The sequence below is a fragment of the Allobosea lupini genome (assembly GCF_900109525.1).
Taxonomy (GTDB): Bacteria; Pseudomonadota; Alphaproteobacteria; order Rhizobiales; family Beijerinckiaceae; genus Allobosea; species Allobosea lupini.
This window is the reverse complement of sequence record NZ_FOAN01000011.1, coordinates 170,120-192,154: the sequence shown is the minus strand read 5'-3', so window position 1 is coordinate 192,154 and position 22,035 is coordinate 170,120. Positions and strand designations below refer to the sequence as shown.

The window sequence follows — 22,035 nt, the reverse complement described above, 5'->3', positions numbered from 1 at the left end:
CCTCGAGGATGCCGGTCAGCGCCTCCACCCAGGCCCCGAGCTTCCGCTGCGGCTGGACCTCGCGCTTGTAGGTGAACTCGGTCGCGCCCGAGCGGAGCACCTTGCGAACCGTGTCGCGCGCAATGCCGAGCTCGCGGGCGATCCGCTTGATCCCCTTGCCGTTCTGGAAATGCTCGAACCGGATCCGCGCGATCGTCTCCACACCCGTCATCCCCGGACCCTTCCGAAAAACCGGAAGGATCAGCCAGAGCCGATAACAGGGGGGCTAACCTTCAACGCGATAAACGCCCCTCACGGGGGGCAACATTGCAGGCGATCTCACACCGCTGCGAGGCGTAGGGCAGGAGAGGCCGGGTGAAGGGCGCGCATGCGGCCGTTGGCGTCGGTTACCCGGAAGCAGGAATCGATGGTCAGCCACCCGGAACCCGGCGACCAGATGTGGGCCGGACACAAGTCGATGGTCCGGGCCTCGGTCAGGACCCTCAGCAGCGCTGTATCGGCTTCAGCCACGCTGCGCAGTAGGGCGATGGCGTCGTCCTTGCGCAATCTGCGCATGTGCTCCACAGGCTGAGGCTCGCCAGCGATCCGGACGAAGTATGTAAGCCTGATGCTTCCGGGCGTCCGAGCCGGCGTCACGATCGTCCTCGACGGATCGACCGTTAGGTTCTCCTCATCGCTCTTAAGATCGCGCAGATCGCTGAGCCCAAGAAGGACGTGGCAATAAGCGTTCTGCGCCCGCGCCACCGCATCCGGATAGGAGCAGGCCTGGAGGGTGAGCTGGAAGAGACAGGTGCCGCGGCTGTTGAATAGCGTTACGGCAAAGACGGGATGTTTCGCGGTTTTTTTCCGCCCGCTTGTTGCAGCGGATTGCACGGAAGTGCTTAGACTGGACACCATTGTATAGCCCCTGAGCTGGAGTGGATTACCTCCTTTCAATCCGGCAAAGGGCTACGGCCGGAGAGCTCAGGCTATGAATTCAGCGTCGCTCAGCATCGACCCAACCATCACGGTCGCGGTAGCGATACGAGCACTTCCGACGTCCAGCGAACACTACGATAGCTGGACCGGTAAGCAATAACATGCCTTATTGGACAGTGCCAAGACATCGATTTGGAGATTGGTTAACCGACCAGCTGCAATATCGTTGCCCGTCACACCGATTGACTGCTCAAAGCCACTGCTTGCAGCGCATGGCTCACCGTACGAGCTCTTAACCTGCGCTGAGCCGCAACGAAATTGGTTTCTGCGAGGCCGCAGAGAAGAACATCGCATGGTATGGTTGGAGAGCCTTCAGGCGGTCGGTCGTCCGCTGTTGTTCGAGGGTCGGTCCTGTATTGCGCGCGAGGTTCCGGGCGTCGGCTTCGGTGACGCGCAGGACAAGATAGTTCGCAATCGCCTCAAAGACTCCACTATCGAAGTCACGTACGCCCTGTGATGCCAAAGCAAGCGCCAAACCATACTTGCGACATTCTTTTGCCAACCGTGGGATCAGCTTCAGCCTCGCCGCTCTATGCGCTTCGTCGAAGATAACAACGTGTGTTAGCCGCTGCTGAACACCGCGGCGGAACATGTCTTTATAGATGCTGTATAGAACGAAAGACGAAAAGGCGCGCTGCACAATCTCGTTGGTGCTGAGATGAACCCGGATGAGCGTCGGCTTCCCATCGACCAAAATTCCAGGCGCACCATCGTCACCGTCGAAAAATCCGTAGTCGTCCAGTTCCTGCAGGCGGGCCAGCAGGTTCTGGTTTGGCTTCGGACGTGATTTAAGAATGTCCAGAAACGTTCGAAAACGCGGGGGCGCGGGTCGTTCAGAGCTGCGGTCGTTCCAGCCCAGGTCGTCATAGCTTTGCTTGATGGCGCCCCTCAGCTCCTCAAGCTGGATCTCGCCGAGATCGGGAAAGATGGAGGCGAAGATGTCACGGAGCGTCCCCGCGACGTCGATGTAGGCCATCGGCCCGGGCGTATCCACGCGAAGTGGATTAAACCCCAGCCCGTCGAAGTCGATGGTGCGCATAGGTCCGATAGCGTCCGCGAGCTTCTCGTCGATGTCGTCATGATACGAGAAGATGACCGGCGCGATCTCAGCGGCGGTCATCTGCTTCGAAATGTTGATCAGCGCGGTTGTCTTTCCCATACCGGGAAGACCAACCATCATCATATGCGGATTGCTGCGGATCGATACCGACCAATTGACCGGCAAATTCGTCAAAGACTCGCCGAGACGAATGTCAACTGGATCGGGCGCTGCTTCGACGGCGCCGATCCCTGTATCGGCGGCCTGTAATGTGCTGCCGTTCGTCAAAAAACCACTGACTTGCGCTTCAGCGGGCTCGTCTAGCACATTTCGGCGCCCGCCTAGCCCTAGGGCGACGCTAGCCTCTGCCGCCTGATGCTTCTCACCTTCTTGTGACGCCAGATCGTCTACTACCGGCTTCTCACCTGATGAGCGCTCTTCCAATCCTAGTGGGTCGATCTCCGAGGTCATCGCATCAGATGGCGTGACGATCATGGCAGCCGCGCCACCGATCTCATCGGGCAGCATCATCGGACCGAACAGCCACAGCGCGGTGTCGCTGAGCTCGGAATAGATCCGCTCCACCTGCCCCGAGCGATGCTCAGGACAGAACACGTAGCCCACATCTGGGCTGTCGACCGTACCGGGCAGATAGTTCTCCTTGAGCAACAGCTGATCGATTTCGGCGTTCAATCGCGTTAAAGCCTGCGCGGACAGCCTGTGTCGCCCTGCGCGATCGACGTAGAAGCGCAGGAGCCTGGCGAGCTGTGCGCGTCGCACCACGCGATCGAGCGGCTCAAGCCCATCACCGAAGAACCAGTCGATCCATCGTTCGCGCAACTCGCCCGTCTGGGCCGCCATATGGGCGAGCATCTCTGGCTGCCGAGCAGTCCTCAGGTGGCGTCGGTGCTTCACTTCGACAAAGCGGAACTCCAGCGGACCTCTAGCGGGTGCGCTAACATGGATGAAATCCGCTCGGCGCGCGCTCTCGCCTTCGCCTGCCGGCATCTGGACGATGGGTGCGTGGTCCGCGATCTCGTCGACAGGAATAAGTACGCCGTGCGCGACATTGAGCCAAGGCCCTTTGTGCTCGCCGCCAGCCGCACAGTGCGCATACATCAGCGCCAGAGCTATCAGCTCACCTGTCCGAGTCCCACCGTCGGCGAGTCGGATAGCCAGCCTACCGCTAAGCGCCTTGAGATTGGCTACGAGGAAGCGGCTGTTTCGCTCGCTGCTGCTGAGGCCCATGTCGCCGAGCGCCTCGTCGACGAGATCGCGCACCGCGTCAAGCTTCGTCGTCGAGGTGACGAGCTGCACCGCCGTGAGGTCCGCCCGCTCGGGCACGGTGTCTATGACGAACCGATCATAGGCGTCTGGGCTGTCCTGCGGCGAGTCGAAGTAGTCGAGAGCCGCGTTCCGGTCGAGGGTGATCACCCAGTCGCTCTGAGCGTGCATTCGCTCGATCTTTATCTGGTGCTCGACCGAAAGACGGGTCTTGAGAACTGGCCAGTCCTCGCTCGAGCCGCCGAGCGCCCGGGCGGTTGCCCTGGCCACCGCACGATCAATGCGGCGAAGCCTATCGCTCGCCGTCCGACCCTCCGGCGCGGGTTCGCCATTCTGTTCCGGCGCAGAGTAGGTCATCCACTCGAAGCTCAGATCCTGCACCGCACGCCGTTCCAGGGTCCGCAACAGCCCCCAGGCTTGAAGCGGACGCACCTCAGAAATCGACGAAAGCGGTACAGTTCCGAGGCTGGTTTCGAACAAATCAAAACTTAGGCAGACATGCGACGCCCTCACGCTGCTCCAGGCACGTTCGTCGTCGATGGAAGGCTCTTGATGCTTAGCCCACCGCAAACGGGGAAAAAGCACCTCGCCTGGCCGTGAAGCGGTCTCCGCCAGCCAACGGTCGCGCGGATCGAGCACCTGACCACCTGCGCGGCGGCGCTGACCAACTGCCGACAGAAATTGGCCGGCACCGTCGGCCTGAGGCGCATGGAACAAGTCGAGAGTGAAGCACAGTGGCGCCTCCACCTCATCGTCATCGTTAACACCCCGGGCCGCTAGCGCTTGGCCAAGCGCGCGAGCGACCGTTAGGCCGTCACCCGCCCTCCACGCCTGGACCGCCAGTAGGTCCGGCCTCTCGCCGCTCGCTCCTCCGTAGCAATCGAGATAGTGGCCGATCTCGCGCGCAATCGCGGCGGCACTCGCCTGGCCAATGGAAAGCGCCGAAGCGGTGCCCCCTTCCAGACAAACGGCGAGAAGCGCGGTCGCTGCCTTCGGCTCGCGTTCGCCGTCGACCGTCATCGCGACCGTGTGGAAGCCGATGACGTCAGCGAAGATGAACCCTGGGCCGTTTCCAAGGCCCGGGAGGGCGAACGGGAAGAAAGATGAATCGATCGGCGCGACGGATGACTGGATGTGGCCCGGCAGCAGCCCCTGCTCGAACCGCGCATGGGTGACTACCTGATCGTAGTGGGCGTGCCACGCGAACCGAAGCGGATGCAGGGGCGTCACCAGTAGTCCTATCAGAACGCCGGATTGGGTACGCACCTCGACTGTGCCATGTCTCGCTAAGACGGGGGCGCCGGCGTCGAGCGCCTTCTCCCACGCGTTCACGTAGTTGTCGGCAGCCGTCCAGCCGGGAGGTATCACGATACCCAGTAGCCCTGCAGTCCCGAGCTCGCCGGCGAGCCTTCTGCTCGCGTCCCGAGCACGCTCGGTCGTCGCGCTAACATCCGTGGCTTCGATTTCCACGAACTTTACGTCGCCGATGGGAGACCCGTCGGCCCGAACTACCTGGGTCCAGTAGCCGATTTTGCCGCCCTGCTGGGCCCAGTCCCGCTCGACAGCTCGCAGCAGCGCAGGACGGAATACCTTCGCTGCCCTTGTCGCGGCGTCGCCCCTCCAGGTCAGATACCCTTTCTTGTCCTCTACTGCCCGCCCGGCCGCGCCGGGACCGCTGACGAGTTGGTCGAATGTCACACGGTCCCCGATCGCGATTGCACCCTCAACGAGCGTCCGCACGGCTTGGGCCGACGAACTTGTCAGCTGCTTGATTGTCTCACCGAACTCCAGAATGAACGCCTCGCTCTGCACCGGTGCCACGGTCTCCTGGCCAACTGCGGCGACCTCGACGACGGCGTCGAATTTCTCTGTGCCCTCTAGTTCCTCAAAGTCGTCTACCCCGATTGCGACCTGCTGCACGCGATGGTCGCGGTGATGCACAACGCGCTCAGCGAGCACGTCCTCACCTGCAATAATGGAAACGCGGTATTCCACGCCGCCAACCACGATTTGTTCGGGATCCGTCGTCCATCGCACCGTCAGCTTCGGGCGGTCCTTCGTCGAAGCCGTGCGGTCGAGAACTAGCCGCGGCGCGGCGTCCTCGTCGTCCGATCGAGTGAGACCGGACCACTTGAGGACGTTACCCTTCGCATCGCGCCATGAAGTAAGCTGCAGCCGCCGGAGCTCCTCGGTGGCGAAGCCTGGCTTGATTGACCCAAGCCAAAGATCTGGCTGGTCCTCAATGTGGCGGGCAGCCTCCTCGGGGCTCATTCCTGCCGCTGATCGGAGCCCCTGCTCAAGCGCGGGGTTCCGGTCTTCAGCATTTTCGAGCTGAAGTGCCCGCACACGTTCCGCGATGGCCCTCGTGTCGCTTACGTAGAGAAGCCGATCTGCGAGTTCAGCCGAGAGATCCAGCTCGCTCGTCGACGGGTCATCGTTGCTCGCGATCGGCCAGAGCCCGAGCCGCGCTAGGGAACGGCCGATGTCCTGTGCCGCGCTCACGTAAAAATCGAACTTCGACCAGGGTGTGAGCCGGCGACGTCTACCGAGGCGCTCAGCACGCCAGACGGCGTTGTCAAGGACGGCTGTTCGTCCATACATCGGCTTCCGGGCCAGCTTGAGCGCTTCTTGAAAGAGTTCAGCTTCGCCGATCTCGCGACCAGCACTGTAGATGCCATCAAGACCTGCGCCGGCGCGCAATGGATCGATCAACAGCAGGGCCGCGTCACCCTTATCCTCTCGATGTTCCACGGCTTGGTCGGCTGTAATTCGTCGCAGGCCAGTCACGTCGACCACGGCGTTCACGGTCCAGCCCGGCACATTGAACGCGCCGCTGTCTACAAGGGCGTCCACTTGCTCTGACGGCAGACAACGCAGGAAGGCCACCGCGCCGGCTGTGGGAGCGCCGAGACGGTTCGTGATCGCCTGCGCCAAATGCGAGACATGCTGCGGTGTCATCACGCCGCTCGGTCCTTTGCCTGCGCGTCCTGCTGGGCAGAATATCGCCATTTGATTTTCTTCATCCGTTCGGCATCGTTCACGCCAACAAGGAGGCCCAGGTCTCTCAAGCGGCGCTCGAGCATTCTTCGATTTCGCTGAAGCACCTCGCTCGGAACCGCGAAGTTGGGGGGTGCGCGATCCACATAGAAGCCATAGCGTTCGCGCAGGATAGTCAGGAACTCCGGGTAGGACAGCGGGCGCTCCTTCCGACCCTTTCCTGTCTTCCGTATGTGTCGATGGACGAGATACTCGATCACGGGGTTGGTCATTACGAAAGACAGCGCATCGCCCTTGCGGCCCTGACCTTGCCGACGCGTCTGATGGAGCATCACCTTCCGGCGCTTTCCGAGCCCGTTCACCTCGTCAATCATCAAGGCCGACGACAGAAAGTTGTTCAGCCGCTCGGTGCCGCTGCTCGATGAACCGGTAAAAGCCGCGCTCAACGCCTCCGCGAGCCCGCGGCCTGGATCGCCGTCGGCTCCTTCCTCACCGAGCAGCATACGAAGCTCAAGGTCCCCCACCTCGTCGGCGGCATCGCGCAACCTGCGAGCAGTCTTTGCGAAATGGCGACGGGCGTCCCGAGCCTCCTCGTGACTCCCATTTAGCAGGCTTCCCGTGAGGTTGAGCCAGGCGGTGGCGTCCGGCGATGTCGCCGGGAGCTTTCGCCGATCGATGTCGGATTCGCTGCGCACGTAGTGGTCGAGCAACCGGGCGTGCATCAAAATCGCAGGCAGTCGGTTGAGCGCCTGCCTTAGTAGGAAGCCAGACTCCTCGGAGGTCGCGCGAAGGACCGGGTCCGATCCGCTCGAGCAATCGAAGAACAATGGAAACTGTGGGGCCTCGTCAACCTCAGGGAGCACTCCGGATGTGGCCCAGCGGTTCATGATATCGATCGATCCGGTCAGGATGCTCGTCAGGCCGATCGCGATAGCGGATTCGAGCATCTGCAAAAGGGCTGATCGCGGCATCGATCCGCCGCCGGCGTAGCAGTCGAGGAAAACTAGCAGGTCGTCGCGGAAATTCTCTCCCGCGCGCACCGCTATCGGACGTTGATTGGGAATGGGCCCGGGGTTGTTTCGTCCTACTGCCTTCGCAGGCGCCTCGCCGCAGCCCTGAGCCAAGCGCACTGTCAGCAACTGATCCAATGGAAGCGGAACGGTCTCGTCGAGCTCATCGGAACGCAAGTCACTCTTCATCCCTGTCGTCGACGTGGCAGGCGCGAGCGCCCGAAGCAAGTCGTTGTCTTGAATGCGCGCGCCGACGCGATAGCGTCCGCGTTCGGCGAACGGCTCTATCGTCTCGCCTTCGGCCTGGTCGCTGAGCAGCGCCGTCACCATCTCTGGAACGCCGCGAAGGTTCGCGGCGCTTACGGGAAGGTCGATCCAAGACGCATAGTAGTGGTTCGCGAAGCATCGCTGGATCTGCTCGTCGTGTGACTCCGAGCGCCGCCTGTTCTCAAGGATTGAGGTAAGGAGGAAGTCGCCGAGTATCGCCCTGCCCGATGCGGAGTCGAAGCCTTCGATCGCCCCATCTGCGATCAGACGGTCCACGGTCGAGGATATGGTGGGTGCGCCATCACCCCCGTACACAGCCGCAAACTGCCCCTTTCCGCGCCGATTACCCCACCGGAACAGGTAGAGCATCATGGGCAAGACGGCACCGATCGAGAAGTCCTGAGGGGTAAACGGAAACGCCGGGGGGTAGGTGCTAGTCCATATCAGCGACGTCATCTGGCTGCCCAGCACAGACTCGACCACTTGGCGTGTCTCGTTAGCCATTAGGCTTCCTCTATCGAAAGAGTGATCGTCTGTCGGTTTCGAACATCGACGACACTAAGTTGGCGCACAACGTTCCCTTCAACCGGGTTCCACGCGTTAAGCTTCCGCTCATCCTCTTGCGCGAGCCGGTTTGTGAACACGCCGAGATTGGCGAAAACGTCGTCGGAGAAGGCGTCAAGGATCTGCACCCCGTCAGCTAGATCCATCAGAAGGCTGTAGAGTTCGAGCGGCACGATGAGTTCCTCGCTCCCACCGTGATCTGGCTCGTAACGCAGCACCAGAAAGCGATGGAGAGTTTCGAGCCCCGCGACCGACTGAAATCGCTCTGCGTCAAGTCTGAAGCGGGAGGCCGACTTCTCAATCCAAAACGCCGTTTCCGTCGGGGTCCGTGGCAGGACGCGGATCGGGACACGATCCGGGTCGCGATAGGCAAGATCGGGTAGCGCCTCAAGACGAGACAGTCCCCTGCAGAGTCGCTGCTTGATCCTAAGCTGCTCATCTTCAGGCAGTAACGGGAAGGTCCTGAACTCGCTCGCCCGGCGACCATCGCGCAGCGTCAGCGCATGGTCGTCGCCCCCGACAGCCCTAACTTGGTCGCTCGACCAGCTTAGATAGGCGCGCCGTCTAGCATCTCGCAGTGGCAAAGCGCGACCGACGGCATCTCGAAATCTGCGGGCGCCATGTGCGGGATCAGGCGCGCCCTTCCCAACGAGATACCGATCTACACGGGCATGACCTTCGAGGGCTGGGTCTAGCCGCGCAAGCTCACGCAGAAGCTCTCCCTGTCGTCCCCGGGATTCCGGATTGAACGCATGATCCGCTGGATCATGCGGATTTAGTTCGGCGTTGCGATGGAGATCCTCACAGTCGTCGAGACCGAACAACACGTAGCTGATCGCCGCCTTTAGCTCCCGGGCGGTAATGTGGATCTCGTTGCGCTGATGAACCGTCTGGAGCGCTTCGGTCAGCCGTTCGCGAAGTCGGGAGCCTTCTGCCAGAATCGCCGGATCCGTGCTTGCGCCCATCATGTCTGCCGATCGCTTCATCGAACAGCGGGTCTGAGCGCTGCAGGTGCGGCAGGGTGTCCAGATCTGCGCCGCCTGCTCACCACCAATCAAAAGGCGGATTAGTTCGTCCACGAAGTGCGTCGAGATGGAGCCGCGCTGGAGATCGAGGCCACCTACAAGAGATCGGTCGTTTAACTCGACGAGTCGTATATGCGAGGTCAACTCCTGGGTCTGTTGGGTGAACGCAGCCGTCAACGCGCGGGTCAACGGACGCTCCCCGTGGCGCATCTCCTGATGCTCAATCCACTCCATGAGTCGTCCGTCGTTCACCGCAACGAGATGTATGCTCCCGTCTTTGGGCGGTTGATCCAGGAACGGTCCAAAGAGTTCATCTAGTAGGTCGTCCGCCGACCGTCCCCTCCAGCTTGCAGCTCCGTCGAGATTGATCAACGCCTTGCGGTCGGCGAGCCGCCCGGACCATACGCGCTCGCTGGATTGCGGTGCCTCCCCGCCGAGCGTCTGGACAAGACGCTGCAGGAATGCGGTCTTTCCGTCCCCGGCGTTCCCGCAGAGGATTACAAGAGAGACGTCGCTTGCCCTGATCTCGGCAGGAAGCAACGTGTCTAGGTCGGTGGGAACATACGTATCAAATGAGAAGTCCGTATCGAGCCCTCGGGTTTCGGCGTTGCCGAAGCGGGAACCCGGATAGCTACTCAGGATGTCTTTTACTCTAGGCACGACATTGGGCCTCAGCACCGGCTGAACCACCCTTGAACTCGGGCTGGCCGCTTCCGCTAAGGGGAGCGCCGAGCCGGCGGAGCGCAACGCGGAAAGCGCATCGCCAGCGTGTGCAAAGCTCATGTTGATCGGACCGGTCGCCCGATCGAGGATCGGGATTAGGGTAGGAAATGCCGCCCTTTCTTGGTCTGTCCAGTCGAGCCCTGACCCATTCTCGACAAACGCCGGAGGGCGATCCGTGATGGCGTGGAAGAGCGAAGCGGCCAAGCTGTAGACGTCGTCCCGGGCCTGGACCACTGCACCATCGCGACGTTCCGGCGATGCGTAGATGAGGGTACCGGAGCTGAGCGGCTTGTGTCCGATCTGACCTGAGAGATCATAGTCGATAAGCATGACATGGGAGTCATCGACAAGGATGTTCGATAGGCTGACGTCCCCGTGGACCCACCCTTGACCATGCAGGGCGACTAGCGCCTCGCATAGCTTCTCGAGCCATTCAAGAAGAAGCTGCTCGGTTGAATCCCGCCCTGTCTCTTCGGCGATGAAGTCGAGATCACCTCTCCACGCGTCCAAAGGCGAGCCTTGGCTCCAGCGCAGCAGCGCCATGAGTTCGTCTGCGCTCCATTCACTCGCGCATTCAAGGATGTTCGACAGTCCCGGATGCAGCGAGAACGTGCGCATCCGCTGATAGGCCGCAAGCGAGGTCGGACCGAATTCGGGATTGAGTACCGCCTTCCCGACGAAGGTACCGATCGGCTCCCCCGCAGCATCAATCTGCTCCAGCTTGAAAGTCCGGGCAACGGATCCCTGTCCCAGGACCGAAACCACGCGATAAGAGCCTTTCTTCCACTGGAAGAGGTGCCCCTCATCCCACCGAGACGGAGATACGGTAGCCACTGGCTCAAGCACTTCCGCAATGGATGACGGGGCACTGGGGCGGTCGTCTAGAAGGTCGCGGAGCTCGGCCAAAGATGGCCGGTGCGTAGGGTCAGGATCGCATCCGAGCTGCACCACAGTGCGCGCATCCTCGTCGTCCCCCCCGTCGAAGATTTCGGCTAGTACCGCGCAGAGACTGTAGATGTCAGACCGCGGGGTAGCCGCCGCAAGGCCCCCAGCAATGACTTCCGGAGCGGCAAAACCTCCCGCCTGATTGTCGAGCTGGTTGGCGCTCAACGTCTGCGCCGGAATTAACCGTGCCCAGCGCCATCCGGCGAACAACGGCGTATTATCTGCACGGACCCGAAGACTGTCTCCATCGAGAGCGCGGTGAAGCAGCGGACCTCCATCAGCCTCCAGGAAGTCCTCCAGCGCCGCTAAGGCGCGAATGGCAAAGTCGCGTCGCTGAGCCGATGTCCATTTCTTATCGTTGCGGAGATCGGATATAGGCGTCGCCGCACTGTCGCCAACGCTGAAGAAATACATTTCGCCCGCGTAGTTCGGGACCGCCTGCCAAGTGTCGACGATGCTCGGAAGATGCGGCGACTTCTGGAAGCGCTGAACGACGTCGAATTCTCGTCGCGCGCGACGATCGGTTAGGGTCGCAGCCTCTCCTGAGGGAGCGGCCGATAAATCATAAGTATGAAGTAGAACGCGATCGCCTGTGCGGGGATCCCGCGCCGCGAAAATGCGCTGGAAACGGTCCTGGTCGTCGGTGAGCAGGCGAAGTTCGTCAAATCGCGCGAGGCGTTTAAGCTTTCCAGCATCAGAAATATTGTATCGTCCCGCCAGTGTGTTCGCGAGGCGTGTCGAATCCATCGGTCCGGGAGAGACCGCGCCGGAGACGAGGTCCAACACGTCTTTGAGCCCGTAGGCGACCACTCCCATCGGGTGACGAGGCAGATGACCGTTCTTCTTGATTGAACCGAGTTCGCGAGTGAGCAAAAACGCGGGGGCGACGAAGCCTATCCTGTGATCGGCGGAGCGCAGGCTTCCTGCGATCCGCTTGGACTTAGCGACAATAAGCTCGGCGGCTGGGTCGGAGAGGTCGGATTTCCGCAGCGCCGAGGCATCCCAGTGCTTGACCTCGACCACGATAGCGCCTCCGGGTCCAATCACTACGATGTCAATTTCATCGGCTTGACCGCGCAGATTCGGATGCGTCAGATTCGTGAGGACGTAAGCAACTCCGTCGCCGATCCTGCTTCTGATCTCCTGATCGACCGCCTTAAACGCCTTGAGCTCGCTCGCGTTGGCGAACGGTCCGCACGGCACATGAGTTGCGCGCAAGTTACCACTCCCCTTTGCCGAAAAAATCGGCGCCGTTCGCTCTTATCGCCGGGGCAAACGTCATCCCCATAAAGTCCTCTGTCTGAGCGCTCACGCCAAAGGCGAAGCACTTGCGCCAATATCCAGCGGAATTGAATACAAAGAAATCGCTACTTAATGGCAAGCTCAGCATTTCTCGGTTCTAGTCAACCTAGTCGAGGGGCAGTATCGAAGGGTTCTGCCGCGACCTTTGATGACTGAGAGGCTGCGAGCCAGACGAGGATCGTCGATCAGCGCCGAGCGCAATATCGGCAGCGCTTCGATCTCCATCGCTGTCTCCGGTAATGTCGCGATACCATACTCTGCACGCACCGCGCGGACCGCGGTCGACATATAGGAGGCCCCGGCCGTCAGCCCCGCGGCCTTAATCGCGCTATCATCACGGCGCGCACGCTGGTCGCGCGCTTCATCAACACGAGGTGGTGACCAGTCACCGCGGCGAGCGTCAACACCTCAGCACCGCTGGCGATGGCGCCCAAGTCGGTGTCGCTGCGCCTCTCGCGAGACAAATGACGAATGGGCGCACCCCTTGCACTTGATCGAAAAACGATATCTCGTCGTCGTCTTTCGTGTCGATTAAACTTGCCGCGGGAACAAAACATAACAACTGTGTCGCCGCGAGCTACGGGAAGCAACCATTCGTTGACTCTGGCTTGGGATGGGCCAGCTGCGTGGTAATGCTGTCAAATGTGAAAGTAAAAGAGACTATGGCGAAAACCGCGTTTCGATTTCTATTGCGGGAAAATGACCAACCTTTCCATTCGTCACGTTGCTACATTGTCGCTGATCCCGCAATTGACGATCGGCACCAGTGGACGCTCCAGCTGGAACCTCCAGAAGGAGAGACGTGGGTCTATCAGATCGATGACATAAAGGACTGGATGCTTCATGGCGTATCCAAGCGGCAAATCCTTCATGACAAAAACAACCTCAGCACTAGGTTTCGTGACCTTGAACGCGAAGAGGTATTTCGCGAGTATCTACGGAAGATCGTCGAGAAGATCCCTCTCCATTATCAAAATCGGCGTAAGTACGCGCTTATGCCGTCGTTATCGGATGAGGATGCTCGGGGGAGGTACAAGGAAGCCCTGGAAGCTGCCATCCCTGGGGTGACCGTCGTTCCCGAACCGGAAATGGTTGGCGAGTACTTCCGGCTCCTCAAGCAAAACCTAGAGCTGGAGGCTGGCAAGAACAACGTCATCCTCGTCGTAGACGTGGGTGCTTCGACCGCCAACATGACGATAATCCTAAGTAGGCGCGACCGCACGATAGTTGACCTGGATGCGACGGGAGCCCAGCGAGATCTTCGGCTGCGCGCGCTACGAGGAGATAGCGCCGGTCATGCCGGCCGATGGGTCGATTTGCGCCTGGCTGAGATACTGGGTCTGGGCGGATCGGACGCGGCTTTGCGCGCCATCGAGACAGCGAAGGTGAAAGCGAGCCTAGGTGAGGACGCTGTATACGTCGAAACGTCCTCGACTGCGACAGTGACGTCGCTCTCGATCGATCGAGCGACCCTGGCCTCGGTCTCCAAGGAGCTCTGGGGCGAACTGCGCCCTCTGTTCGCGAAGCTGTGCGAGCGCCTCTACGAGAATCAGAGGTCTTCGAAAGACGCTCGGCAAAAGAGTAATGAGCGCCTCAGCGAGCTCGGCGTAAGCTCGGTAAGCGATGCGCATCGTTTAATCGACACAATTCTGTTGGCGGGCGGAACCAGCCTTTTGCCGGGCTTTGAGGAGGCGATGTTGGCGTCGCTGTTTCCCAGCGGCCATCGGCCTGCCGTGCTGCGGGTTGGAAGCGCATTCGCGATCGCCGCCGCAGCTGGTGGGCTCGCGCATATTCTTCACAACTACGTTCCACCGAGACTTCGCAAGCCAAACGGATCGGGCCAAGAGGTCTTCACCACCCCCCTCGACGGTACGCTTCCTTACTCTCTTTTGTTGGGTGTCAAGCAGCCTCCCGGCCGGGAGTATCATGTGACCTTGCTCGATCCGAACGATCCGTTCGTGGACGATGGCGGAAAGCGGCAGATCGAAGGAATTCCACTCCTGGCTAAGGGGATGGCACCAAAGATGCGGGTTGTGCCGGGACTTGAGGCCGGCGTTCTCGCGCGTCAGGGCCGAACGTTCCTGAACATGCGAGTCAAGCAATCGCCAGTCAAAATGGAGCTTGATTGGGACCCCGGCAGGCAGCGGGCGACGATTCACTCGGACCAGCTCGAAGCGACGGGCCATCTCTGGATCGATGTCAACTCGCTTCGAAAACGGCAAGAGGCTGCACTCGATCCCTTCGACGAAGACATTCCGGCGGACGGTCTGGCAGTGGACGCAGCCGAAGACATCGTTCTCGATCTCGGGATGTCCAAGATCGTCGTCGTGACTGCCGATCGTGGCTGGATATCCGCTGACGAACTGGAGCGCGTGGTCCGGGAAGGCTGCCCAGTCGGCTCGCTTTCGGACGAAGTCGAGATCGAGCAGCACCTTGAGCCTGAAGGTACCGAGGGTCGCGATGTTCGTTCTGCCGGAAGAGGTGGCGACGGCGATATCGTCGTCATTTCAGACGGGGAGGTCGTCGAGGCAATGCCGATTGACGAAATCGGCGCACGGGAAACCGAACCCGCCGGACCCAGTGGGCCCGAGGTGCTCGTCTCTTCGCTCGTGCAGCGGCCCGCTTCGACGACGCTGCCTAGAGCCCAGGCTATCAGTCAGGTTGATTGGGGAGCGCGCGTTGCAGACGCCGAGTTTTCTCACGCGCTGGTCTCGTTGAGGGATGACGTTGCGGCGAAGGAACCAAAGCTACAATTCAACGATATCGTGGTTGCGCTCCTGGCGCTTGCGGTGCGCCCCGTCGTTCTTCTCGCTGGCCCTCCAGGGTGCGGGAAGTCAACGCTTGTTCGACTTATAGCGCGCATACTAGGCAAGGAGCGCGGCAAGAGCTTCCACGAGGTGGCCGTCCAAGCTCACTGGGGGGACGACGAGGCCCTTTTTGGCAAGAGTGGCTTGCTCGACGTTCTCTTCAGGGAAGGCGAGTCCGCTCACCTCGTGATGTTCGACGAGTTCAATCTCACCCGTCCCGAGTATTATCTGTCGCGGCTTTTCCACGCGTTGGAAAGCGGTTCGGGCGCCATATCCCATGATCGGAGGATCGCGCCGTGCCGCGTCTTCGGGACACTCAACATCGACGATTCGTCGCGTCCTCCGTCGCCGAAAGTCATCGATCGCTGCTTCCTGATGGAGCTTTCGCAGGTTTCACACACCTCGGACGATCCGCCGGAGCTGTCGACCTTTGAATCAATGCCGATCCTTCCGGGCCTTCCGGCGGTTACGCTCAACGCAGCAAGTGCCGACAAGACCATAGATTCGGTCTTGGACGCGCTTCATATGGCGGTTCACACCCACGAGCTCCGCCATGACCTACTGCCTTCCCGCCGGGTCCTCTCCGACATAAAGGCGTCGCTGAGCCTGCACAGCAGCTTGGACCTGCAGGGCAAAAATCTCCTGGACCGTAACGACCTGATCGACCGACTGATCGCCAGTCGAATTCTCGTCAAGCTGGCGGGTGCATTCGATCAGGTCGGACCGGCGCTGGACGCTTTGGAGAAGGTGGTAGAGGGCGTCGAGGAGCTGCCTAGGACGCGTCGTAGGCTGAAACTCGCACGGCATCAGGCTCGTCTAGGGTTCGTCTCGCCGTGGCAGTGAAATCCGCGATTATCGAGACGGTGCGAGTATGGGGCGCCGATGGTGTCGGCATGAAATATCCATGGAAGGCGGGCGTCTGGTACCTGATCAGGGACGATTACCCCTACCTCGATATATTGACGCGTGGCAGCCAGGCCTATTCCAAAGGTGATATCAAGCTGGAGCCTCGGGATGAGGCATCGGAGGAGGGGACACAATGGCAGCGGTGGAACCTTGAGCCGGAGCTGGCGAGGAAACGTCGTCTCGGCGAGATTAGTCTTGCGCTGAACCTGCCGAAGGACTGCACGCTGCGCTGCTACGTCGTTCCGAGCTCTCTCCTTTCATATCGCGACGTGGTCACGATGGTGGAGGACATCGAAGAGGAGCTTGGTTTTGCGGCCGCTTGGGACATGCTGGCGGAGCGACCCGAGCGCTCTTGGAGCCGACATGGCGGGCATCTGCGCTCAAACATGCCGGCGGAAGCCATTCGTGTCGTCGAGGAGGAATTTCTCGCCGCGCTTGCGATACGCCGCGACCCGTTCACCGAGCCGGGGCCACGATCAAGGATTCACTCTCCGCTGGCGGAGAATGCAATCGTTTCACATTGGGCAGCGCGACGGTCGGGCCAATTGCGCGATGTGATCGAAACCACCTCAAGTAAGCTGAAGCAGCAGCTAGCGAAAAGCGACCGGAACAGCCCGCTGAAACGGCAGGAGAGAATCGACGCCGCCGTTGCGCGATTGACGACGATCATGCAACGCCTAGTGGAATTGCGGAGTGTCTTGGCACGCCTCGTCGTCGATATCGAACTAGGCACGTCGGTATATCCAAGCCCGCTCTTTCAACGTGATCACCGACTTCGATTGTTGCTTCGCGTCTTCGCTCCCCCAACCTCACAGGCGCTTTCCGAGATTGAGTCTCCGAGATCCCACTATCCTCCCGTTTTCTTGAACGACCTCTGGGAGATCTGGGGGGCGGTATGGATCGTTAAGGAACTACGACGTCTGGGCTTTTCCGGTTTCTGCTCGACCGCGTCGGCGGGATTGGCGAGAGGGTGTTCCTGGCGTCTTTCGAGAGGCGATATCGTCCTTGAGCTCGATTTCGAGCCGGAACCCGTTCTCGTCGACTTTGCCAATATCCCACCCGTCCACGAGCGGAATGTCCCGGCACTGGAATGGGCAGCCCGCCATCAAGAAATCGACTCTCAGTTTCCCTTTCTTGGGACCGAGGAGAAATGTTCACCCGATTATCTGCTGCGGATAACGACACCAGCCCGAAATACGCTCCTGGTCGGAGACGCATGTCTGGCGAGCGCAAAACATCACGGAAAAAAGACCGCAGACGCGAAACCATATGCTGTTGAACGCTACAGGCGCACGATAGGTTGGTCCGTTGAGGATCGGGTGGTCAGGTGCCATCCGCTCGGCGGGTTTGTCGTGTTCCCGTCTCCGGCGAGCGCCTGGGCAGCTTTCGAGCGATTGCCGGGTGCGAGCGATTGTACCCTGCTTTGTCCCAGTCCTAATGGCGATCCAGAAGCGAGCCGGCGGTTGGAGGCGATCCTCATAGCTGTCGCGCCGGAAATTCAAGACGGCGACTGCGCGGGCCGCCCGGCGGATGATATCTAGAGCCGGCCGGGCCTACGAAGATTCTGGCCTCACGTAACCGGCGATCGATGCAGTGCCCCGATGCGAAGTGCGAGGTAGGATGAGGGGCAGCCTGGGTCCTTTGCAGAACTACATTCTCGGCCAGTCGTACTCTCGCCCAACAATCTCGCAAACATTGGTTAGGCAAGGCAAAGGCAGGTTTTTCAGTCCCTCGCTGCCTGGCATGTCGATAAACCAGCGAACGAAGGCTCTATCCGACGAAGCGCACGGTTTCTGAGCCTGAACGCTGCTGTCAAATCGCCAGCCAGATTGCCTTAAACCGGACGTTGTCAATGCCGTCTAAGGGCCAAATCCCGCGGCCAAACCGCCAGACTTTTGGGCTGCCCCGGAAGAAGACGTTTCAGACGTCGCCTTGGGGCCACTAGCGGGGCGTCGCCGTTAGAGAAAACTGGTTTGCAGTCGAGCTATTAACCCATTGAAACTAAAGCTTGGAAATATGGTGCGGTTTGTAAAATTTCCTATTGATAGCAACGAACTACCTTAGACTACGAATCTGAGGGTCAGAGGTTCGAATCCTTTCGGGCGCGCCATCACTTAGTTCATTTTCGAGCGTCAGTTTTACAGTCTTTTTACAGCGATTTTACAGTTTGGGGTTCACACCCCGTTCTGATCGCTTTTGCGCATCCTGATCGCGATCACCGAGTCGACCCGGTCTTGGCCTGAATCGGCCAGCCGTCGGCGCTCGGCCTGTCTGCGGTAGATCCGGGCCGCACGATCCGTGGCGTGTTCGAGCTGCGACATGATCTCGGCATCGCTCGCACCGGCCTTTGCCAGTTCCACTCCGCGAGAATGGCGCAGGCCGTGGAGGCTGAGCCCGCGGCGAGCCTTGCCTGACTTGGCGAGCCTCTCGTTGTGCCGCTCCACTGCCTGTAAGAGCTCGCGCTCTTTCCAGACAGAGCCATCAGCGTTGTAGCTGATCGTCATGGCCCGCTTGGGTGTCTCGTTCAGAAGCGCGGTCAGACGCGCGTCCTCGCGCTTGTCGCAGAGGACCATGCGCGTCTCGGTGATCCAGAACAGGCGCCGTTGCGAGAGACCGGCGAGATCGGGGCGAACGACACGTGCATTGAGCGGGATCTTGCAGATTGTGCCCCGCCGAAAGCCACCCCACCGTGCGAGGGCGTAGGCGCGTGCCAGACCCGGAAGGTCGCGACCGAGGGCATCTGCGACGGCGGCATTGAATTCTTCATCTTCCCAAGCCGGATGAGCCTCCCCGGCATCATGGGGCCGTGCGAGCTTTCCTATCTTGGCGAACGGATCAGCGATAATCCGACCGTCTTCGATGGCGGGCGCAAGCGCGTTCTTCAGCACTTGCCGTCGGTCGTTGGCAGCCTTGTAGCCTTGCGACGCCCAAGCGTCTCTCAGGTCACGTAGCCACGGCGCGGTGACATCGCTGAACTGCACCTCTCCGCAATCCTCCCGAATTTAGGTCGCCATCCGGCGGTACTCCGCTTGCGTACTCGGCGCCAGCCCCAGGAACTCGGCACCGGGCCGCTGCCTGCCGCCATCGCCGGCATAACGCAGCAGCATGCCGCCGACCGTGCCCTCGATGACGCTTGGCCGCTTAGCCCGGACCGCCAGCCTCTTGACGATAGCCTCGACCTCTTCGAGCAACTCCATGCTACCATCCGGCGAAGACAGCGGCCCTTCGCGGTGATTGCCCTTGCGGAAATACAGGCGAACTTTGCCATCAGGTGATCGGACGCGTTGCACATAGGGAATTTTAGCGTTCGTGCCGGGCATTCTGGCGATCTCGGATTTTCTGCACGGCCGCCGTACGACGCGCTTCTGCCGCCTCCGTCGCGACGTCGTATGGACGCGCGGGGACGGCTTCGCCACGACGAGCAGCCTGCTTCTCGGGGGGTAAGGTATTCACCCATTCGTCGATCTGGTTTCGATTCCACCGCGCGACGGCGACGCCGAGCGCAACCGCCGGCACGGGGCAGACCTTACGGAAAGTTGCCGGGGAAAGGTCGAGGTAGGCGCAGACCTGCGCAAGGCTAAGCAGCAGAGGCCAGGCGTTCAGCACCTGGACCTTCCGCTGGACAGAAGCGTCTGAGGGCTGTGCACCCAGAAGGGTATCGTCGCCAAGCATCGAGCAATGCCCACGGAAAGCCATGCCTTTCGGCTTGGCTTGATCCGTGCCTCACTCGAATTTCGCAAGGCATGCTCGACATGACGCTGGCAGGGCTGGGATGGTCGATGGCGCCGGTCACGCTCGCAGCCCCCTTGATCGCCGATGGGCGCCTGATCGAGCTCGCGCCGCAAAAGCGGATCGCTGTGACGCTATACTGGCAGCGCACCAGGCTCGCGGCGCAGCTGCTCGACAGGCTCACTCAGGCGGTGCGAGGGGCTGCGGTCGCGGCGTTGAAGCCAAACGCTACGGGAATAGGCCGTTCCAACACCGACTGACAGCGTCGATGCAGCGAGGCCGCTCCAATTCCGAGCGTCCGCTTCATGGCAGAGCTTCAATGTCAGGAAGTGGCGCGTTCTGCGCTGATATAGAAGAGGCGCCCCATCGAAGCGCGGTTTGGGCGCTGGTGAAAACTAAAATTATGTAATTATTAGAGTACCTTGGATCATTCATATCCAACGTTCTGATATAGATCACATCTGTCGTTGCTCCGGTTTTTGGCGCGCCATAAGCTTCCGGTCATGAAGGGCGGAAAACGCCCCGTCTTAATGGGAGGTGACGATGAGGCGTCTGCGCGCCGTGCTGCTTGCTGCGTCGCTGCTGGGTTCATTGACGGCTCTTTCGGCCGCGCCCGTGGCCGCACAGGGCATCCCACAGAATATCCCCCGCAAGGAGCTCCTGATCCTGGAGAACCCGGAAGGGACGATCAAGAACGCCGGCTGGTTCAACATCTGGGCGATCAATGCCGGCAGCCAGTCCAACGGCCTGCAGCAGGCGGCGCTCGACACGCTCTGGTACATCGACCCGGAGAAGGGCCTCGACGGCGCCTGGGACAACTCGCTCGCTGCCGACAAGCCGGTCTACAATGCCGACTTCACCGAGATGCAGGTCAAGCTCCGGCGCGGCCTGTTCTGGAGCGACGGCGTCGAGTTCACCTCCGCCGACGTCAAGGCGACGGTCGACATCCAGATCAAGAACCCCGGCATGCGCTTCTCGGCGGTGCTGGCCAATAATGTCGCCTCGGTCGAGACGCCCGATGCGGAGACGGTGATCTTCAAGCTGAAGAAGCCCAATTCGCGCTTCCACACCAATTTCACCGTGCGCTGGGGCGCCATCTGGATCCTGCCGAAGCATGTCTTCGAGAAGGTCGAGGATCCCGCCAAGTTCGACTTCAACAAGCCGGTCTCGCTCGGCGCCTATACGCTGCAATCCTTCGATCCCGACGGGAAATGGTACATCTGGCAGTTGCGTGAGGATTGGCAGCGCACCTCGCTCGGCCGCCATGGCAAGCCGGGCCCGAAATACCTCGCCTATATCGACCCCGGCCCGCCGGACAAGCGCGTCATCGCCCAGCTCAACCATGAGCTCGACGTGATCCACGACATCGCGCCGGAGGGCATGTTCACGCTGGCGAAGCAGGACAAGGGCACGCGTGCCTGGTTCAAGGGCTTCCCCTACGGCCATCCCGATCCGACCCTGCCGGCGGTGATCTTCAACACCCAGAACGAGACCCTGAAGAACCGCGACGTACGCTGGGCGCTGGCGCTGATGATCGACGTCAAGGCGGTGACGATGGCCGCCTACCGCGGCGCCGCCACCATCTCGGCGATCGCCGTGCCGCCGACCGGCATCCATCCCGAGGCCTACCACAAGCCGATGGAGGCCTGGCTCAAGGATTTCGAGATCGACACCGGCACGAGCAAGATCAAGCCCTACGATCCGACGGTCGGCAAGCAGATCGCCGACATGCTGCGGCCGTCGATGGGCGACCAGATTCCGTCCGATCCGGCGGTGATCGCCAATTCCTTCGGCCTAGGCTGGTGGAAACCCAATGTCGCGGCGGCGGGCGAATTGCTGACCCGCGCCGGCTTCCGAAAGCAGGGCAACCAGTGGCTGACGCCGGACGGCAAGCCGTTCACCGTCAGGCTGATGGTCGAGGGCGACCTGCGCCCGGTGATGACGCGGGCCGGCACGATGATCGTGCAGCAATGGAAGCAGGCCGGCATCGATGCGCGCATCGACGTGGCGCAGGGCACGCTGCTGACCCGGCGCGCCGCCGGCGATTTCGACGCCTTCATCGGCTGGAGCGTCGAGACCTGGGGCGGACACCAGGACCTGTCCTACTTCATGGACAGCTGGCACTCGCAATTCGTCGCCCAGCCCGGCCAGCCCCAGCCCCTGCGCAACTGGCAGCGCTGGTCGCATCCCGAGCTCGACAAGATCATCGAGGACATCCGCAAGATCGGGTTCGACGACCCCAAGGGCGTCGAGCTCGGCCGCGACTACGTCAAGCTGATGACGCGCGAAATGCCGATCATCCCGCTGATGGCCTACAATGTCTTCACCGCGATGGATCAGACCTATTGGACGGGTTACCCGACCGCCGACGACCCCTACGCCAATCCGGTCACGAACTGGGGCAATTCCCGCTACATGTTCGTGCGGCTGAAGCCGGCTAAGTGACCCGGCAAGGGCTG

The 22,035-nt window shown here is 61.0% G+C and carries 11 protein-coding genes and 1 pseudogene; 4 read left to right on the top strand and 8 right to left on the bottom strand.

From position 1 onward, the window contains the following. The 5 genes and pseudogenes from BMZ21_RS26200 to BMZ21_RS26170 form a co-directional block, all read right to left on the bottom strand. A pseudogene (locus BMZ21_RS26200) lies at positions 1-211 on the bottom strand (IS21 family transposase); the annotation flags it as partial. A 107-nt stretch (positions 212-318) separates the two neighbouring features. Continuing rightward, complete coding sequence (locus BMZ21_RS26195; RefSeq protein WP_091841759.1) at positions 319-897, bottom strand: hypothetical protein; 579 nt, start codon at positions 895-897, stop codon at positions 319-321. A gap of 313 nt (positions 898-1,210) precedes the next feature. Next, positions 1,211-6,259, bottom strand: a complete 5,049-nt coding sequence (locus tag BMZ21_RS26190; RefSeq protein WP_244544015.1) for an ATP-binding protein — start codon at positions 6,257-6,259, stop codon at positions 1,211-1,213. After that, the gene (locus BMZ21_RS26175) at positions 6,259-8,079 is read right to left on the bottom strand and encodes a methylation-associated defense system protein MAD7 family protein (protein WP_244544014.1); all 1,821 of its coding nucleotides are present in this window, start codon (positions 8,077-8,079) and stop codon (positions 6,259-6,261) included. The genes BMZ21_RS26190 and BMZ21_RS26175 overlap by 1 nt, the downstream gene beginning before the upstream one ends. Next, the gene (locus BMZ21_RS26170) at positions 8,079-12,050 is read right to left on the bottom strand and encodes an NERD domain-containing protein kinase family protein (RefSeq protein WP_091841757.1); all 3,972 of its coding nucleotides are present in this window, start codon (positions 12,048-12,050) and stop codon (positions 8,079-8,081) included. The genes BMZ21_RS26175 and BMZ21_RS26170 overlap by 1 nt, the downstream gene beginning before the upstream one ends. A 746-nt stretch (positions 12,051-12,796) precedes the next feature. Here BMZ21_RS26170 and BMZ21_RS26165 point away from each other — a divergent pair. Both BMZ21_RS26165 and BMZ21_RS26160 read left to right on the top strand, forming a co-directional pair. Next, entirely contained in the window at positions 12,797-15,784 is a 2,988-nt protein-coding gene (locus BMZ21_RS26165; RefSeq protein WP_167561759.1) for an AAA family ATPase, read from the top strand. Next, positions 15,775-17,388 (top strand): hypothetical protein, encoded by a 1,614-nt coding sequence (locus BMZ21_RS26160; RefSeq protein ID WP_143079810.1) that lies wholly within the window; start codon positions 15,775-15,777, stop codon positions 17,386-17,388. Before BMZ21_RS26165 ends, BMZ21_RS26160 begins: the two co-directional genes overlap by 10 nt. A 633-nt stretch (positions 17,389-18,021) precedes the next feature. On the opposite strand, the gene BMZ21_RS26155 is transcribed toward BMZ21_RS26160, so the two are convergent. The 3 genes from BMZ21_RS26155 to BMZ21_RS26150 are packed head-to-tail and all read right to left on the bottom strand — an operon-like array spanning position 18,022 to position 19,453. Continuing rightward, a complete protein-coding gene (locus BMZ21_RS26155) occupies positions 18,022-18,828 on the bottom strand; it encodes a tyrosine-type recombinase/integrase (protein WP_208862375.1) in 807 nt (268 codons plus the stop codon). Between the two features lie 21 nt (positions 18,829-18,849). Beyond that, complete coding sequence (locus BMZ21_RS30665; RefSeq protein WP_208862374.1) at positions 18,850-19,167, bottom strand: hypothetical protein; 318 nt, start codon at positions 19,165-19,167, stop codon at positions 18,850-18,852. Continuing rightward, a complete protein-coding gene (locus tag BMZ21_RS26150) occupies positions 19,148-19,453 on the bottom strand; it encodes a helix-turn-helix transcriptional regulator (protein WP_143079809.1) in 306 nt (101 codons plus the stop codon). The genes BMZ21_RS30665 and BMZ21_RS26150 overlap by 20 nt, the downstream gene beginning before the upstream one ends. 137 nt (positions 19,454-19,590) lie before the next feature. On the opposite strand from BMZ21_RS26150, the gene BMZ21_RS26145 reads away from it, so the two are divergent. Then, complete coding sequence (locus BMZ21_RS26145; protein WP_091841748.1) at positions 19,591-19,836, top strand: ArgP/LysG family DNA-binding transcriptional regulator; 246 nt, start codon at positions 19,591-19,593, stop codon at positions 19,834-19,836. Between the two features lie 283 nt (positions 19,837-20,119). Next, positions 20,120-22,021 carry an ABC transporter substrate-binding protein gene (locus BMZ21_RS26140; protein WP_091841745.1) on the top strand — a complete coding sequence of 634 codons (1,902 nt, stop codon included), beginning with the start codon at positions 20,120-20,122 and terminating at the stop codon, positions 22,019-22,021. Positions 22,022-22,035: the final 14 nt, after the last annotated feature.

What these genes read in the sequence shown, in the direction of transcription:
- BMZ21_RS26145 (WP_091841748.1), top strand. Translation starts at nt 19,591, where the DNA reads ATGCTCGACATGACGCTGGCAGGGCTGGGATGGTCGATGGCGCCGGTC.
- BMZ21_RS26165 (WP_167561759.1), top strand. Translation starts at nt 12,797, where the DNA reads ATGGCGAAAACCGCGTTTCGATTTCTATTGCGGGAAAATGACCAACCT.
- BMZ21_RS30665 (WP_208862374.1), bottom strand. Translation starts at nt 19,167, where the DNA reads ATGCCCGGCACGAACGCTAAAATTCCCTATGTGCAACGCGTCCGATCA.
- BMZ21_RS26195 (WP_091841759.1), bottom strand. Translation starts at nt 897, where the DNA reads ATGGTGTCCAGTCTAAGCACTTCCGTGCAATCCGCTGCAACAAGCGGG.
- BMZ21_RS26190 (WP_244544015.1), bottom strand. Translation starts at nt 6,259, where the DNA reads ATGACACCGCAGCATGTCTCGCATTTGGCGCAGGCGATCACGAACCGT.
- BMZ21_RS26175 (WP_244544014.1), bottom strand. Translation starts at nt 8,079, where the DNA reads ATGGCTAACGAGACACGCCAAGTGGTCGAGTCTGTGCTGGGCAGCCAG.
- BMZ21_RS26140 (WP_091841745.1), top strand. Translation starts at nt 20,120, where the DNA reads ATGAGGCGTCTGCGCGCCGTGCTGCTTGCTGCGTCGCTGCTGGGTTCA.